The 17,440-nt window shown below is 69.1% G+C and carries 8 protein-coding genes; 2 read left to right on the top strand and 6 right to left on the bottom strand.

Annotated elements, in window-relative coordinates; translation table 11 throughout:
• Window positions 1-120: 120 nt before the first annotated feature.
• From AC1U89_RS12520 to AC1U89_RS12510, 3 genes are all read right to left on the bottom strand, one after another.
• A complete protein-coding gene (locus AC1U89_RS12520; protein WP_479900026.1) occupies window positions 121-5,661 on the bottom strand; it encodes a glycosyltransferase in 5,541 nt (1,846 codons plus the stop codon).
• 137 nt (window positions 5,662-5,798) lie between these two features.
• Complete coding sequence (locus AC1U89_RS12515) at window positions 5,799-6,194, bottom strand: DUF6165 family protein (protein WP_479900025.1); 396 nt, start codon at window positions 6,192-6,194, stop codon at window positions 5,799-5,801.
• Between the two features lie 39 nt (window positions 6,195-6,233).
• Complete coding sequence (locus AC1U89_RS12510; RefSeq protein ID WP_479900024.1) at window positions 6,234-10,730, bottom strand: FkbM family methyltransferase; 4,497 nt, start codon at window positions 10,728-10,730, stop codon at window positions 6,234-6,236.
• 302 nt (window positions 10,731-11,032) lie between these two features.
• Here AC1U89_RS12510 and AC1U89_RS12505 point away from each other — a divergent pair, with 302 nt between their 5' ends.
• On the top strand, window positions 11,033-11,608 hold the full coding sequence (locus AC1U89_RS12505) for a PadR family transcriptional regulator (RefSeq protein WP_479900023.1): 576 nt from the start codon (window positions 11,033-11,035) through the stop codon (window positions 11,606-11,608).
• A 3-nt stretch (window positions 11,609-11,611) separates the two neighbouring features.
• Complete coding sequence (locus AC1U89_RS12500) at window positions 11,612-11,950, top strand: DUF2218 domain-containing protein (protein ID WP_479900022.1); 339 nt, start codon at window positions 11,612-11,614, stop codon at window positions 11,948-11,950.
• Window positions 11,951-12,252: 302 nt separating this feature from the next.
• Here the strand turns inward: AC1U89_RS12500 and AC1U89_RS12495 are convergent, their stop codons facing one another.
• The 3 genes from AC1U89_RS12495 to AC1U89_RS12485 all read right to left on the bottom strand — a co-directional run bounded on the left by AC1U89_RS12495 (window position 12,253) and on the right by AC1U89_RS12485 (window position 16,500).
• Window positions 12,253-13,335, bottom strand: coding sequence for a GNAT family N-acetyltransferase (locus AC1U89_RS12495; RefSeq protein WP_479900021.1), 1,083 nt, complete (start codon window positions 13,333-13,335; stop codon window positions 12,253-12,255).
• Window positions 13,336-13,458: 123 nt separating this feature from the next.
• Window positions 13,459-15,600 carry a prolyl oligopeptidase family serine peptidase gene (locus AC1U89_RS12490; protein ID WP_479900020.1) on the bottom strand — a complete coding sequence of 714 codons (2,142 nt, stop codon included), beginning with the start codon at window positions 15,598-15,600 and terminating at the stop codon, window positions 13,459-13,461.
• A gap of 102 nt (window positions 15,601-15,702) precedes the next feature.
• On the bottom strand, window positions 15,703-16,500 hold the full coding sequence (locus AC1U89_RS12485) for a potassium channel family protein (protein WP_479900019.1): 798 nt from the start codon (window positions 16,498-16,500) through the stop codon (window positions 15,703-15,705).
• Window positions 16,501-17,440 lie beyond the last annotated feature (940 nt).

The following is a 17,440-nucleotide window of genomic DNA, read 5'->3' as shown; positions in this document are numbered from 1 at the left end:
CGCGCCTGTCATTCGTTTGACAAGATTCAACGCGCGGGTCGTCGCGCGAAATTGACGAATCGCTCAACCTCGGAATGACGAACGGACGTTTCGTCCGCCCGCCGTTCCGAGGTTCGCCGATCAGGCTTGGAAGGCGCCGAACAACCTCTCCGGCGCCATGGCGGCGGCCGGGTGTCCCGAGGCGTGGGCCCGCTCGTAGATCGCCCGGAATTCCGGGATGTGCTTGTCGATCTGCTCCAGGTGCTTGAGGCGCATCAGGACGCGCGACGGCGAGACGTAGGCGCTGTTGCCGACCTTGTCGTTCTCGAAGATGTCGCGCCACATCATCTCGACCAGCCACAGGCGGTTGGCCCGGCGCTGGTCCACCTCGACCGGCGGCGTGCCGGCCCGCTCGGCCGCGTCCCAGGCGCCCGGCAGGTGTTCCAGGTCCAGCATGGCGCCGTAATCGGCCCACGAGACGTTGGAATTGACCACCATCGACGGCTCGCCGATCCAGTAGGCCGGGGCGTCGGGCATGTAATTGAGCACGTAGTAGGCGGTCGGGATGCACGACACCATGGTCGAGAAGATCCGGCCGCTGGTGTCCTGGCAATAGGACCGCATCGCGTGGTCGCGCCGGTAAACGTGCGAATAGATCGCGGTGTAGAAGTTCTCGTTCTTGGCCGCGATCAGGCTGACGGCGCCGTCCACGTCGGCACCGTCCGGCTCCAGGATGTTGAAGTGGTCGAGGAAGTGATCCAAGTCGGTGACCGTGGAGGGGTCGGCCTCGGATGTGTAGCCGTAGTTGAGATAGATCAGCTCGGTCCGCGGACGCTCGTCCAGGATCTTCAGGACCTTCTCGATGGCCCCGGCGCGGGTCAGGTCGTCGTCGCCGAGGATCCAGACATACTCGCCGCGCGCCCGCTGGGCCGTGACCGCCAGGTTGCCCAGCATGCCGACGTTCTTGGGGTTGCGGAGGTAACGGAAGTCGGCGCGACCCAGATAGGGTTTGACCACCTCCGGCGTGTTGTCCGGCGAGGCGTTGTCGACCACCAGCACTTCCAGGTCGGGATGCGGCGCGGGAATCTGGCGGAAGATGTTGCGCAGGTTCACGCCCAGCCAGCCCGCCCGGCGGTAGGTGCTGATGCAGATCGACAGCTTGGGCCGGCGGCGGAGGTTGACGAAGCTGGCGTAGAAGTCGCCGCCGCGCGGCGCGTCCGGGGTCGCCAGGTTGTCGGTCGCCCGATCGGAGGCCAGCTCGACGGCCAGCGCCTTGGCGTAGTCGTTCCAGGTCCGGACCGGCTTGGCGAGGATCTCGTTGGCCAGGACGCGGCGCCAATCGGGCTTCGCCAGGCGGAGCATGGCCTTGGCGACGCCGTCGACGTCGGTCATGTCCACCGTCGTCAGCCCCGGCGCGGGGGCCGTGTCGAGGTCGCCGCCCGCCAGGCAGGGCAGGACGCGCCAGAGGCTTTCGCGCACCTGCGCCGCCCAGGCGCCGTCCCGCGTCGGCGCGACGGTGAAGTCGGCGGTGTCCAGCACGCGGCTCACCGCCGAGGCGTCGGCGGCGTCCTGCCAGACGGCGCCCGCGACCGCGGCGACCCGCTCCCTCAGGCGCTTGGCCTTGGCCGCGGGGCGCGGCGTTTCACCGATGAAGGTGAACTGCAGCCGCTCGGTCGACTTAGCGGCGGCGCGCGCCGCGGCGTCGAACAGAGCGGCCTGCTCGGCCTGGTCTTCGGCGGGGGTCCAGACGGCGATACGCGTGACGCCGGCGTCGGCCGGCTTGGGCGACAGGCGGTGGGCGCGGCCCGGAGCCTCGTCGGGCGCCGCCAGGGTCCGGAAGCGATGCTCGGCGCTGTGCAGCTTGCCGCGCCATGACAGCAGGAAGCCGTAGAAGGCGTCGAACCGCGACTCCGACACGGCCAGGACCTTGTCGAACTTCGCCAGGGCGCCCAGCGTCGCCCGATCCCGCGCCGCGTCGCCGGGCGTGGCTTCGTGGAGGATCGCGGCCAGGCGGAGTCCGGCGCCGGTCGCGAACGCCGCCGTATCGTCCACCAGGTCCGTCGGGACGGTGTCGGGAACCAGCAGCCAGCGCGGCGCGCCCTCGTCGCCGGGCGCCGTCCAGGCGGCCCACGGCGAGGCTGCGCCGTCCGTGGCGGGCTTGGCGGAGACCAGGCGTTTGGCCTTCTTGTCCCAGGTCGCCGGGATCACGGCGACGCCGCGGGCCTGGAGGGCGCGGGCCAGGTCCAGTGCGAACGCGGCCGCCGGGGCCTCGGCGGTGTCGGGCGAGACCCAATAGTACAGCGACTTCAGGTGGCTGGAGACGTCGCCGGCCTCGGTCATCGCGCCCCACAGCAGGCGCGCATAGTCGATCCAGTCGCGGTCGGCGCCGGCGATCCGGGCCGGCGGAGGCGCCTTGCGGATCGGCGGCACGAAGCTGGCGCGCTGGTGCTGGACGAAGAAGTCGTTGAGGTCGCTCGCCGCCGGCGTCGACACCGGCAGGATCAGGTCGGCCAGCAAAAGCGCCTGCATGTGGCGCTCGTGGGCTTCCGCCGCCGGTCCGGCATGGCGTTCCTCGCGCAGGGGCTCGGCGCCGTGGAACACATAGGCCGACTTCAGGCTCAGCCGTCGGGCTTCCATGATCAGGTTAAGATCGACCAGCTCGGACTCGCCCGGCTTGACGGCCGGGGGCTCGGGAACCAGAAGCCAGTCGCCGGCGCGGCAGGAGACCGGCGCGATCACGACGGGCGGTTCGCCCGCCTCGGGATAGCCGTCGCGCGCGTCGCTGACGCCCAGCTCGCCAAGTTCCTCGCGGTTGGCCAGGCGGAAGTGGCGGGCCTCGGCGTCCCAGATCACGATGCGCGCCGCATGGCCCAGGGCGGTCCACGACGCCCGGAGACGGGCCGCCAGGGGCGAAATCCGCGTCTCGGCCGAGCCGGCCAGCAGGAAGGCGCTTGCGCCCTCGAGCCTTTCGGCCGGGAGGGGTTGGGCCGGGGCCGCCTGGGCCGGAGCCGGCGTTGCGGCCGCCGCGACGGCGGCGGGCGCGCTTCGGGCTTCCCACAACCGTTGGACCTGGTTTTCGAGCGCCCGCACGGTGCGGGCCACGTCGACCTTCTCGGCGCCCCAGCCGGTCCGTCGCAGGACCGGGCCGACCAGGCGCATGTCCAGCAGCCGCTGGCGGCGCGCCAGCATGGTGAAGCCGGGAATGCTCGCGCCGTACGCCACGCCTTCGGGCGAGCGTCGCAGATTGATCAGGATGCGCGCGCGGCTTTCGCCCTGTAGCAGCAGGCCCAGGTGATGGCGCAGGCCGTCGGGATCGGGCTCGCGCCCGAACACCGCCTGGTAGACGGTCTCGACGAAGCCGACGCCGCGATGGGCCAGGATGTCCTCGACCGAGATCGCGCCGTTGGCGCGCCGGACGCGTTCCTCCCGCAGGGCGCCGCTCGATCCCGACAGCCGGGCCTTCAGGCCCCGAAGCCGGGCGAGGGCGCCGCGGCGGGACCGTTGATCCTGGCGCAGGACCGCCTCCAGCCCCTCCAGGCTGACGTTGCGCATGCGGCCTTCGGCGGAGTCGCGCAGCGAGGCGAGCACGCGGGCGCGGGGCGCGCCCTTGCGCATCTCCGCCAGGTGGGCGCGCAGGCCCTCGGGGTCCGGCGCCCGTTTCAGCAGGGCCTTGTACGCGGCGTACAGGAAGTCCTCGTCGCTCTGGATCGCGAGGATCTGCCCGACCGAGGTCGGGGCCACGGGTTCGGCGACCGACGCGGCGACGGGGGCGATCGCAGGCGCGATCACCGGGGCGGCCGCCTGCGCGACGACGTCGGGAGCGGCCAGGGGGACATCCGCCTCGCCGACCTGGACATCGGCGCCCAGCAGGCCGTTGATCTCAGAGGCGATCCGCCATTCGCCGAAATCGTTGACCAGCTTGATCTGCGCGGCCATGCCCGAGGCGATCAGCTCGGGGATCGTGGTGTCCTCGACATAGGTCCCGCGGTCGCCATAGGCGGGGAACGGGGCCGCGCGAGTGTAGGCCACGGCCCGCTCGGTGGTCATGGCCAGGGCGCTCAGGCTCTCCAGATCGGAAAGGCGGTCCGGATCGGCGTAGAAGATCGCCAGGCTGTCCTCGGCCAGTTTGGCGACGAAGCCGGCGCCGGCGCCGGGCGTGGCGTAGGGCTGGATGTCGAGCCCCGGGAATTGCGACTTCAGCCGCCCGATGCGGGCGTCCAGGGCGGGATTCCCGGTGGCGGCCGTCTCGATCAGGACGACGGACTCGGGGCGTTCCCGCGCGATCTTCTCGACGATCGCCTCGAGGTTCGAACCCTCCGGCGCGAAGCCGATCAGGTGGATCGCGGCCTGGCTCAGCGCGGTGTAGACCGTGAGGAAGGGGATGATCGGCGCGCGCTCGATGACGTGGAGCGAGTCCGTGGCCTGGGGCGCCGGGGCGTCCTTGGCCGCGACGACGATCGCCGGGCCGTCGACCGCGCGCAGCGTCCGGGCCAGGGCGGCGGGATCGACGCCGGGCAGATCGGCGACGATCACCGCGGACGGCTGGACCTCGGCGATGCGGTGCGCCAGGTCGGCGGTCGAGATGCACTCGGCGCGGACGATCTCGAACTTGGCCGAGCGCGCGATGCTGTCGGCCAGGCGGGTCGGATAGTCGAGGAGGTCGCCGGCCCGTCCACTAGGGCCGGACGCGACCATCACGATCGGCAGCGGTCCGGGCTGGCCGACCGGCTGGCCGTAGCGCGCGTCGGGCGCAAGGTCGCCGAAGGCGACGAGCATGCGATGGAAGGTGCGGTTGAACGCTTCGCGCGACCAGTCGCGCTGCAGGCGCTTCACCGCCGGGACGGTGGTCTCGATCGCCTTGCGCAGCGTGGTGGACGGGTAGGGCGGGATATAGGCCTGGATGTGCCTGAACGTGTCGTTCGACAGCGTCAGCAGCGGCCGGCCCGAAATGATGGCCTGGTCGGTGGTCGCCGACAGGCCGGGCTGGCACCGTGTGTACATGAAGCAGTTGAGGTCGTTGTCGGCGCACCAGTCGACCAGTTCCTCGGGCGACATGAAGTCCTGGGTGAGCCGGACCTCGATCCCGGGCTTGGCGATCCGCTTGCAGATCGCCTCGATATATTTCGCGTAGTTCTGACCGTGGATGCTGTCCGTGGCGACGTAGGACCCGGTGGGGATGTTGATGCGGACCACGGCCGCGTCGAACTCGCGGTTCACCGCCTCGACCAGCAGCTCGAACCCCTTGCCCGGCGTGCCGAAGCCGAACGAGGCGATGACGGGGACCTTGCGCGGCGCCGCCGTGGAGGTCCGCGGGTCGCCCTGCAGGGGGCGCGGGAAGGGGAAGATGCCGTCCGCCTGGGGGGCGGCCGGATCGAGGGCGATGAAGCCGTCGAAGACGCCGTCGGGCACCAGCTTCAGCGGGTCGTCCGGCGCCAGTTCCAGCACCACGGTGTACTTGTGGCCGGGCAGCCGCGCGATGCTGGCGGGGTCCAGCAGCGAGGCCATCGTGATGAAGTGCCAGTTGAAGACCCAGAAATCGTAGTCCTCGGCCGACTTGACGGGTCCGTTCCCCGCCAGCGGCTTGATCTTGCCCTTGGACGCGAACAGCGGGACGTCGATCTGGTCCAGCGAGAAGTAATCCAGGCTGTAGGCCTCGGAGTCCTTGATGCAACTATGAACCATACGTCCGCTTTCATAGATACTGCAGAGCGCCTCGGCAGTATTTATGAATGCGCCTCTTGCGCGACGGCCGTTCTGGCCAGGCGTTTCGGGGCCGCTTTGCAATGTGCTCTTCCTATTCGTAAGATTTCGGGCCGTATTCAGTAAGCGGCGTAGCTCTTTTCTTCGACCACCGTCGAAGACGTCAGGACGTTGATCTCCCGCTTGGCGGCGGCGCGTCGGTCGTTCAGGCGATAGATCGAGCGCGCGACCTTCAGGAAGCGGTCGCCGAAGACTTCGTGGCGCTCGCAATCGCGGATCTCGTCCTCGGCCTCCCAGATCTCCTCGTTCACCGCCTTGAGTCGGGGCAGGATCTCGTTCAGCGCGACGCGGTCGCCGAGATCGAGCTTGGCGGCGATGTCGCTCAGCAGGCGCATCTCGGTGTTCACGTTCGCGAGCTTGGCCGGGTCGGTCAGCCGTTCGGACTTGATCTCCAGAATGCTGATCTTGTCGAACAACTCGCCGATCGAAACCGGCACGAACGTTTCGCTATCCATAAGTCGTCTCTCTAATCCTGTTCCCGTCGAGCGACCGGCTCACGCGGCCCTGGCCATCCGCATCAGGCGGACGCCTTGTTGGGCGACATCGTGGGCGTCGATCCATCGACGGGCCGCTTCGCGAACGCTTCTAGCCGTTGGCGAGCCTTCCTGGATATCCCTCAAAGCGTCCGCGATGCCCTGGGCGATGTCTTCCGGCGTCAATCCTGGCATCCGGAAGACCGCGTCGCCCAGATCGTCGAAGATCGCCAGCGGGGTCACCGTCACCGGCGCGCCGCTGGTGATGCCGTAGCGGACGGCCGCGCTCGCCGATTCCCCGGTCACCTGGTACGGATTGACCACCAGGTCGGCCTCTCCCAGCAGGGTCAGGCAGACGTCTTCGTCGAGATACTCGGTCCGCAGCTCGATATCGTCCTGCAGCCCCAGTCTCTGGATCGCCGCCCGCGTCGCCCGGATGGTCTCGCCGGACGTCGCATTGAAGTGCTCCGAGTTCAGCATCCGCACGCRCAGGCGCAGGCCCCGCCGCTTGAGCAGGCCGACGGCCTCGACCAGTTCGACCATGCCCTTGTTGGGGAAGGCGAAGCCGAAGGACGAGATCAGGGGCGTGGAGTCCGCCGCGCGCTCGCGCGGCTGGGCGGGCTGCCGCACCACCCCCAGCGGGAACAGCATGACATTGTCGACCAGGCCCGCCGCCTTCAGGCGGTTCATGTCGTTGGGGCCGTGGGCGAGGATCCGATGGCACCGGCGCAGGCCGCCGATGAAATCCGTGAGCCGATAGTTGTCGACGTCCTTCGGATCGATCGTCGAGTGGAAGTCGATCAGCACGCGAACGCCCTGCTTGACGGCGGCGTCGATGAAGCGGTCGAGCTCGGCGTGGTTGAAGAAGCCGTAGTTGAACTGGATCACCACGCTGTCGATCGACCGCGCCTTCAGCTCCGGAAGGATCCGGTGCAGGTCGTTCTCGCCCTTGCCTTGCGACCACAGCCGCAGGCAGTTCGGCTCGTCCGGCCCCAGGACGTCGGCGTCGTCGCTCGCGAAGATCACGACGTCGTCCGGCGAGATCGCGCCCAGCATGTTGGCGATATGGCCGGCGATGCCGCAGCGGACCTTCCAGGTCGTGATCCAGCCGACCCGGCGTCGGACGGGCTTGGCGGCGCCGGCGGCCTCGACCTCGTGGGCGAGGYCGGCCAGCCGCGCGGCGACCTTGGCCCAGGTGAAATGCGTCAGCAGATCGCGGCGTCCCCTGCCGGTTCGGGCGGCGAGCTCGGCCGAACTCGCGCGATAGACGGCCATGATCTGTTCGTCGAACAGGCCTGCGACCGGCTCGGCCCAGACCGAGGCCGCCAGGCCGTKATCCGTCCTGGCGCGCTGGAAGGTGAAGTCCACCAGCCAGGCGTTGGCGTCGCTGCAATAGTCCAGATGCCCGCCCCAGGCCGTCGTGACCACCGGCTTTCCCGAGACCAGGGCCAGGGCCAGCGGCAGGTTGAAGCCGGCCGCCCGGCTGGGCGCCAGGAACGCGTCCGACTGTTGGTACAGCGCCTTCAGCCGGGCGTCGTCCAGGGCGTATTCGACCGCCACGTCGGGGAAGCGCGGGTTGATCTTGCGCAGCTGCTCCAGCCGCCGGCCCAGTTCCTCGTCCTCGGGACGGGTCGGGACGATGATCAGCGACACGTCGTCCTCGTGGTCGAACAGGCGTCCGAAGGACTCGAGCAGCAGGTCCACGCCGTCTTCGGGACCGCAATCGGAGACGTGCAGGAACTTGAAGGCCTTTCCGGGCGCGCGGTAATCCGGCGCGGCGGCCTGTTCGTCCCAGTGGTCGACGCCCAGGCCGGTGGCGACGATCGGCGTGGTCACGCCATTGTCGATCAGGATCTTGCGGGCGTGCAGGGACGCGCAGGCGACCCCGCCGAACTGGGTGTTCAGCTGCTCGGCCCAGCCGGACGGCAGGCCGGTCTCGCCCCAGTCGAAGCCGGTCAGCAGGCCGCCGCCGGCGACCCGGAGGGCCTTGGGCGGGCGGCCGGAGATCCGGCGCGCGACCGTGGCGTTCGCCGCCGCCGGCGCCAGCCGGTGGCCGATCCGGGTCAGCGCCTGGCCCAGGGCCTGGGCCGGAACCAGGGGTTCCGGCGTCATCGTGGGATCGTCCTCGATGCGCCAGTCGAGCGGCGCGGTCGACGAGGGCGGCAGGCTGAAGGCCGCGATCCGGCCCGGTTCGAAGGGACGCACCGGCGGGCCCGACGGCGCGACCGGAGCCGCCGCCGTCTGGTCCGCCAAGGGGGCCGGAGCCACGTCGTTGGCGGCCGCCGGCGCGCTGCGCGGGAAGAGGGCGGCGGTCAGCTCCTCGCGTTCCAGCAGGTCGAGGCGGGTCTCGATCATCGACAGCTTGCGGCGAAGGCGCGCGCGTTCGAGGCCTTTGCCCGCCCAACGCAGGGCATGGCCGATGCCGGGCTTCTGCCGGCGACGGTAGCTGCGCAGGGCGGTGTCCAGGCCGGACACGCTGGCCGGGCGGCTGCGGCCCTCGGGCGAGAGCCGCATGTGGGCGAGGATCGCGAACCGGCTGGTGCCGGCGCGCAGATGCGCGACATGGCCGTGCAGCCCGGCCGGCTCGGGCGCGCGGCCCAGCAGCACCGCGTAGGCGTTGCGCACGAAAGCCTCGTCATGCAGCGAAAGCATGGCGGACAGCGAGGTCGTCGTCTGGGGAGACGACGCGGCGAAGCGCGCGACCAAGGTGTCCAGCCCCGGCACGGACGCGCCGAAGCGGCGGCCTTCCTCCGAGGTGGCGATCGCGTACAGCATCCTCTCGCGACCGGCCTTGCGCAGCTGGGTCAGGTGGGCGGCGAGGCCTTCAGGTTCGGGCTCGCGACCCAGGAAGGTCAGGTAGGCGCGGCGCAGCAGGGCCTCGCCGTCATAGGCGAGAAGCTCGTCGATGCTCCCCGCGGCCCGCGCGGGAGGCAGCGGCACGGTCGAGAGGGTGACGTCGGACGCGCCGCGGAACGGCGCGGTCGCGCGCCACCAGCGGCTGCCCAGCACCTTGCGGAGCGTGGTCGACAGCCTTTCCTGCTCGCGGATCGACTCGTCGACCAGGGCGCGCAGGCGGGCGATCTCGGCGTTGGCGTTGTTGAGGCCGCTCAAGGTCTCGATCGCCTCGGCCTGGGCGGCGAGCGCGCGTTCCTGCCGCGCGGCGAGCAGGTCGCGCTGGTCCTGGAACTCGATCGTCAGCTGACGGGCTGACGCGCGCGCCTGGGCCATGTCCACGGCCATGTCCCGCAGGTCCTTGCCGGCCCGGTCGAGCTGGCGGCGCGTTTCGGCCAGTTGCGCCGCGGTGGCCGCCAGGTCGCGCTCGGTTTCGACCAGCCGTCTCGACGTCCGGTCGCGCTCGTCGACGGCCAGCCGCGCCATCTCGCGGGCCTCGTCGATCCGGCCTTGGGCCTCGGTCAGGGCGATCTGCGCCTGGTCCAGCTCGACCTGCAGCAGGTCGCCGGCGTGTCGCGCCTCGACCAGGCGGCGCAGCGCCTCGTCGCGCTCGTCGTGCGCGCCGGTCAAGGCGCCGCGCGCCTCGGTCAGGTCCCCCGCCATGCGGTCGAGGTCGTTGCGCATCTGGGCCGTGGCGCTCTGGGTCTGGCCCAGCGCGCTCCAGGCGCGGTCGAGTTCGCCCCGCCAGGCGTTCAGCTGCTCGCGGGTCTCCGCCAGTTCCCCGTTCGCCTGGGACAGGGCTGTCGTCAGTTCGTCGGCGCGCGCGGCGTGCGTCGCCGCCTCKGCCGCATGCGTCGCGGCCACGGCCGTCGCGTCGGCCTGGGCCTGGCGCGCGGAGGAGAGTTCGGCCTTGTAGTGTCCGACGATCGTCTGCGATCGGCGCCCCTCCGGGACCTCGAACTCGTCCCACACCCAGGGGCCGTGGGACAGCGGGCCCTGAAGCTCGAGATGCGCCTTGGAGACGTAGTACCGGTTGAGCTTGTCGAAATAGGTGAAGACGTAGCCCTTATCGACCAGGAGCGCGTCCCAGCTGTCGTGGGTCGGCTCGTGCGTCAGGGGGGCGATGGCTTCGACGACGATGATCCAGGGCCGGCGCTTCGACTTGCGCCAGCCGCGAAGGACCTGTTCCTCGAACCCCTCGACGTCGATCTTCATCCAATGGATTTCGGGCTGGTCGACCCGGTCGAGGATCTCGTCCAACGTCACCGCCGCCGTCGAGGTCTTGATCGGTGTCCAGCCATGGTTCTCGACCACATCGGCCGCGTCTTTCGAAGCGGTCGACATGCCGGTGTCCCGGAATGCGTAGAAGTCGATCATGCCCGGCTTGTCCGAACAGGCGACGTTCAGGACAGTTTCGTCCGGCCGGGCCGCTCGCAGCATGTCGTAGTATTGAAGACTTGGCTCGACATGGATGCCGCGCCAACCTTGTTCATAAAACATCAGGCTGACAGAATCCACGACGGGATCCTGCGCGCCAATATCAATATAGAAGCCGTTTTCGACACCCTTCAATGCGCGCCAGAGCAGAACGTCTTCGAAGTTTTGCGCGTATGAAAAGAGTGGCACGAATCCTAGTCCAATTTATTGCTGCGGGCGCAGAAGGGGTGGCGAACACCCTTCCCGGACTTGACGTCCATGAACGGTGCCGGCGCTCAATCGAGACCTGATTTGGACGACCCGCGGAGATGCCGAGGGTATTTTCTGCATGGCTAGCTCGTCAACCCGTCGTTGCGCCCGCCGGACCGGTGGCGGCAGGCCTCGGGCGGCTTTCGCAAGATCGTTTTTAGATATATCGGAATAGCTCTTGACGGGGGTCGATTTCGATATATCTATAATTCCGATATAACGAAACAGGATCTGAAACACACATGTTTGGACGTCACCATCCCCACCACGGCCGCCACGGCGGTCATCACGGCGCGCATTTCGGCCGCCATCCGTTTGGCTTCCACGGTCACGAAGGCCATCATCGTCGGGGCGGCCGCATGGGCCGGTTCTTCGATCACGGCGACCTGCGCCTGGTCGTTCTGAAGCTGATCGCCGACAAGCCCAGCCACGGCTACGAGCTGATCAAGGCCGTCGAGACCGCCGCCGGCGGCGCCTACACCCCCAGCCCGGGCGTGATCTATCCGACCCTGACCCTGCTGGAAGAGCTGGGCTACGTCACCGCGGCCGACGCCGGCGGCGGCAAGAAGCTCTACACGATCACCGACGAGGGCCAGGCCTTCCTGGAAAGCAACAGCCAGCCGGTCCACGGCCTGTTCACGCGGATGGCCGAGGCCGCCGCCCAGAGCGCGGCCTTCTCGCCGCAGATCATGCGGGCCCGCGAGAACCTCAAGACCGCCCTGCGCCTGAAGCTGACCTCCGGCTCGCTGACCCCCGAACAGGTCGCCGCGATCGCCAAGGTCATGGACGACGCGGCCGCCGCCATCGAAGGGGTCTGATCCATGCAGAGCCATGCGCGCCTGAACACCGACAAGGCCACGCGCTACATGATCCAGCTGGCCAAGCACTGGGGCCACAGGTTCGAGGTGACGTACGACGACGTCTCGGCCCTGATCCCGCTGCCGCTGGGGACCTGCAGCATGCTGGCCGACCCCGAGGGTCTGGACGTCACGATCGAGGCGGCCGACCTGGAGGGCCTGGCCCGGCTGGAGGACGTGGTCGCCGAGCACCTGCTGCGCTTCGCCTTCCGCGAGCCCGTCAAGCGCCTGGGCTGGACCCGGGCCTGGGAGGCGGGCCGCATCGATCCGCCGGCCATCCGGATCAACGGGGTCGCGCCCTAGCGCGGCCCCCCGCGGACCGGTCGGCGTCACATTTTCGAGATTGTCCTGGGACAGTCGATCAAACTTGCTTGCGCGTGCCCGGGAACGGGAGTTTCATCCGATTCAAGCTCCAGTAGAGAGCTTTGGAGGAAACCATGGGTCATGGGGTTCGCGGCGTCGTTTACCGCGCGCGGCAGGACGGCCGTCAGGGTCGCCTTGGCTGGCTTCTGCTTATTTCTGCGGTCAATCTCATGCTCTGGAGCGGCGTGATCGCCCTGATCGCACGCGCGTCCTGATCAACGCTTCCGAGGCGACCTAAGACTTCAGCTCAGTCCGCGCAGGACGTCGAGCCGTCGCATCGCCTTGCCCGGCAGGGCCGAGACCGGGCCCAGCGGCAGGGCCTCGGCGACTTCGCGCAGGCCGTACACGGCCGTGCGGGCCAGGGTCGAGACCGACGGCGCGCCCAGKAAGCCGAACATCACGCCCTGCTGGCGGTTCGACAGCTCGCGCTTGAAGCGGTAGTCGCCGGCCCCCAGGTCCAGGCGCCGGTAAGGACCCGTATCCAGGCTCTTCAGGATGTCCTGGAACAGCAGCAGGCCGGGCGAATAGCGTTCGAACTTCGGGTCGTGGGCGATCAGCCAGCCGTGGATCGTGGCGCCGCCGCGCAGGTGGAAATGCACCGCGGCCAGATCGTCGCCCAGGTGCAGGGTGTAGAGCCCGCCGCCGAACGCCGGATCGCGGGTCTCCAGCAACTCGTCCATCAGCCGCATGACCCAGTCGGCCTTGAACAGGTCGGTCTGGCCGGTGGCCGCCAGCTGGGCGCGCTTCCAGGCGATCAGCCGGTCGTAGTCGGCGCGCGAGTCCGACAGGGCGGTGAAGCGGGTGGGGCCGACCTCGCGTTCGACCTTGCGGCGCTTCTTGTCGATGTCCTTCAGCGCCCCGATCCCAGCCGCCTTGCGCTCGGCCTCGTAGGCGGCGTAGCCGTCGGCGACCTCGATGACCCACGAGACGTCCCGCCCCCGGGCATGGCCCTGGAAGGCCGGGTCGTCGGCCAGCATGTGGCAGAAATCGTAGCGCGAGACGCCCAGGGCCCGGAGCATGGCGCGTGGATCGGCGCGGAAGCCTTCGCGGGCCACCAGGGCCTGGTAGTCGCTCATCGGCGCGCCGACCGGCATGGCGGTGGCGCCACGCTTGCGTACGGCCAGGAAGGCCGAGGGCCGCCCGGCGTCGTCGTACTGGGCGGCGATCCTGGGGCCGTTGGACGGCCCCCGCGCCCGGGCCACGGCCTGGGCCCACTGGGGCGACAGGAACGGGCTGTCGAGGCGCGCCTGCCCCGCCTGGACGGCCGACCAGGCCGCGGCGACCTCCGCGGGCAGTTCCAGGGCGGGGAAGACGTCGATCTTCAAGGCAAACCTCGATCCGGCCCAAGTCCGAAAATGACAGCCGGAAATTCGAGGACGGATAGTGGCCGCGATAGATTGAACTAGGGTTTACGGCCCGGAAAACAGGGTTGTCCGGGCCGCCGCCCATCAGTCCATCAGCTTCTTCGACAGGTAGACATATTCCAGCGCCTGGCGACGGGCCGTCTCGGCCAGGTTGGCGCTGGCCGCATGGCCGCCGTCGATGTTCTCGTAATAGAGCACCGGATAGCCCAGTTCCTCCAGCCGGGCCGCCGCCTTGCGGGCGTGGGCCGGGTGGACGCGGTCGTCCTTGGTCGAGGTCTCGATGAACACCTCGGGATATTTCTGGCCGGCCTTGAGGTTGGAATAGGGGTCGTACTTGGCGATCACCGCCCGCTCGGACGGGATGGTCGGGTCGCCGTATTCGCCCACCCACGAGGCCCCGGCCCCGATCTGGGTGTAGCGGATCATGTCGAACAGCGGCACCTGCACGACGATGGCGTTGTAGAGCTCGGGCCGCTGGGTCAGGGCCACGCCCATCAGGAGGCCGCCGTTGCTGCCGCCCATGATCCCCAGCCGGCGCGGCGAGGTGATCTTGCGGTCGATCAGGTCCTGGGAGACGGCGAAGAAGTCGTCATAGACCTTCTGGCGGTTCTCCTTGAGGCCGGCGTTGTGCCAGGCCGGACCGAACTCGCCGCCGCCGCGGATGTTGGCCACCACATAGGTGCCGCCGCGCTCCAGCCACAGCTTGCCCATCACCCCCGAATAGGCCGGGGTCATCGAGGCCTGGAAGCCGCCGTAGGCGTAGAGCAGGGTCGGGTTCGTGCCGTCGTACTTCACGCCCTTGGGCCGGACCACGAAGTAGGGGATCCGGGTCCCGTCCTTGCTGGTCGCCTCGAACTGCTCGACCACGTGGGTCGAGGCGTCGAAGCGGGCCGGCGAGGCCTTGACCTGCTCCAGCTTCAGCGAGGCGGCGTCGGCCAGCCAGTAGGTCGAGGGCGTCAGGTAGCCGGTGACGCTGACGAACAGGCGGTCGTCCTTCTGCGAGGCCGAGCCCAGGCCGATCGTCGAATTGGCCGGCAGGGCCAGCTTCTGCGACGTCCAGCCCTTGGGGCCGTGGCTGTAGGTCAGGGCGGCGCCGGTGACGTTGTCCAGCAGGCCGACCACCAGCTTGTCGCGGGTGGTGGTGACGCTCTCGACCGACTGCTTGGGGGTGGGGCGCAGCACCAGGACCGGCGCGGGCTTGGCCGGATCGGCCTTCAGGGCCGCCAGGTCCAGGCTGATCAGGTCGCCGGTCTTGAAGCCCTTCTCGGGCCAGTCCTGCTCCAGCGACATCACCAGCTGGCCGGCGACATAGCCCTGGATCGAGTGCTTCAGCGGGAAGGGCAGCTTCACGAAGCCCTTGTCGATCTGGAGATGGGTCTCGGCCTCGAAGAAGCTGACCCCGCGATTGGCCAGCACGGCCACCACCTTCCCGTCGGCGTCGGTCAGGGTGTAGGCCGAGGCCGAGACGTCCTCCGGCGTGCCCCGGAACACTTCCTTGGCGTCGGCCAGGGCCTGGCCGCGCTTCAGGGTCTTGACCACATAGGGATAGCCCGACTGGGTCACCTGGCCCGGCTCCCATTCGCGGGCCACCAACAGGGTGTCCCGGTCCAGCCAGCCGACGTTCTGCTTGCCCTCGGGCAGGACGAAGCCGCCGGGCACGAAGGCGCGGGTCTTGGTGTCGAACTCGCGGATCGTCACCGCGTCCTTGCCGCCGTTCGACAGGGTGACCAGGCAGCGGGTCTCGTCGGGCGGCAGGCAGCCGGCGCCCTTGAACACCCAGTTGGCGTTCTCGGCCTTGGCCAGGGCGTCGATGTCGAGGATMGTCTCCCAGGCGGGCGTGGCGGTGCGGTAGCTGTCCAGGGTGGTCGCGCGCCAGATCCCGCGCACGTGGTCGGCGTCCTGCCAGAAGTTGCGCAGCGTCCCGTCGCCGGCGAACGACACGCCGGGCACCCGGTCCTTGGCGTTGAGGATGGCCAGGGCCTGGCCCTCCAGGCCGGCATAGCGGCTGTCGCCCTGCAGGACGGCCAGGCTGCGGGTGTTCTCGGCCTTGGCCCAGGCCAGCGGCTTTTCGCCCTCGATCTCCTCCATCCACTTGTAGGGATCGTCCTTGCCCAGCTCGGCCAGCGGCGTGCGGGCTTCAGTGTTCGGGGCGGGGTCGGCGGCTTGGGCGTCGGAGAAGGTCATCAGGCTCGTGGAGGCGAGGAGGGCGAGAAGCAGACTACGCATCTGGGGATCCGGCGGCTGTTGTGACAGGCGCCCGCTCGCATCAAGCGGCGCCTTTGATCCGTGACGGTATCGCAAAAGCCGTCCCGCGCCAGACCTCGCGGGCTAGTCGCCGTCATTGGGGATGTTCAGCACCTGGCCGCAGGCCTTGCAGTGCACGGCGTCGGGATCGTGCTTGCGCAGGCCGCAGCACGGGCAGGGGAAGGTCACCTTGTGCGGCCGCAGGATCGACTGGATCAGGCCGATGAACAGCGACACCCCGCCCAGCATCACCGCCATCGACAACAGCTTGCCCCAGACCCCCGGCAGGGTGACGTCGCCATAGCCGGTGGTCGTCAGGCTGGTGACGGTGAAATAGAGGGCGTCCACATAGCCGGCGATGCCCGCGTGACGGCCGGCGAAACTGGAATAGACGAAGCCGGTGACCACGAAGATGAAGGTCACCAGGGTGGAGGCCGCGCGGGTGATCTGCTCCACCCGGGTGTCGTCGTAGCGCCGGCCGACCGTGCGCCAGAAGAACTCGCTGTGGATCAGGGTCCACAGTCGCAGCACCCGCAGGAAGCCGAAGTTGAACAGCCAGGCCGGGAACAGCAGGGTGGCCAGCACGAACAGGTCGATCCAGGTGATCGGCTTCTTGAGCCAGCTCTTGACGTCGCCGTGGGCGACGGCCCGGGCCAGGAGGTCCAGGCCCAGGAACACCGCCACCCCGTAGTCGATCGCATAGAACGTCCAGCCGTGCCGGCGCATCAGCGGCGCGGCGACGAAGAAGGCGATGATCGCCAGGTCGATGACGATGATCCCGTACCGGAACCGCACCGAGGCGCGCGAGGCGCCGTGATAGAGGGCGCGAAGGCGGGCTCTCAAACGCAGGCCGTCGGTGTTATCGGCTGTCAAACGGACCATCCCACGGCGACGCATCGGGTTCGACCATAGAACGACAACAGACCGGGTCGAGACCCATGCGGGCTGATCTTTGTCGCCGGCGGCTCCGACCTAGGACTCGAAGAACCACGGCGTCATGGCCTCGGCCCGGCTTTCCAGCAGGCCGGGCCGATGCGACTTCATCTCCGCCCGCAGCGCCAGCAGGCTGGTCCTCTGGGGGTCCTGACGGCGTCCGGCTGAGAACCTCGTCGATCTTGGCCACGGTGGCGTCGTTCAGCGCGAGGGCGGCGCGAACGCCTTCGAGCATCAGCACGCGGAGTTCGTTGCCCCGACGGATCTTGCGGCGACGGGGCGGTTTGGACTTGGGCATGGGAGGAGTTTCCTTCCTAGGTTGGCGCGGTGATCACTTGCCCCCTACGGACCGCTTCGCGGTCGTCTTCCCCCACAAGGGGAAGAGGCGCGGGGTGCGGTGCGGCTCGGCGTCCTCCGCCCCCTATGGGGGCGGACAGACCGCGAAGCGGTCAGGTGGGGGCAAGTGGGTGTGATCTCACACCGAATGGCGTGAGCTTGTGGGGAGGCGCGGAGCGGACCGGGCTTCGCCCGGAGACCGTGGGTGTTGTGTTTGCGTTTCGGCTTGGCTCGACCGCTCCGCGGAACCGTTCTTCTCAAGGGACGGCGATTGAGGGCCTGTTTCATCCCGRTCGACGTTCCCCCTCGGGCGGGCAGGATCAGGTCGCCCGGAAGGGGCCGTCGGCGACTCCGACTGATCCTGGAACAGGCCGGTTTGAACYTYCCGGCCCCGTCGACCCGCCGGTCTTCGCCGAGGTTCGTCTTGCGCCTTGGGACCTTCTGAGCCCCGCCGCCCAAGACCTCCCCCCAGCCAAGGCAAGCGGCCCCGCTCGGTTCCATCCCCATCGCCTGCTTGGGCCGGTACCAAGAGCCCTCCCCGTGATGGTGACGG

Source organism: Caulobacter sp. 05T431 (genome assembly GCF_056665975.1).
This window is presented reverse-complemented; position numbering and strand designations above follow the sequence as displayed.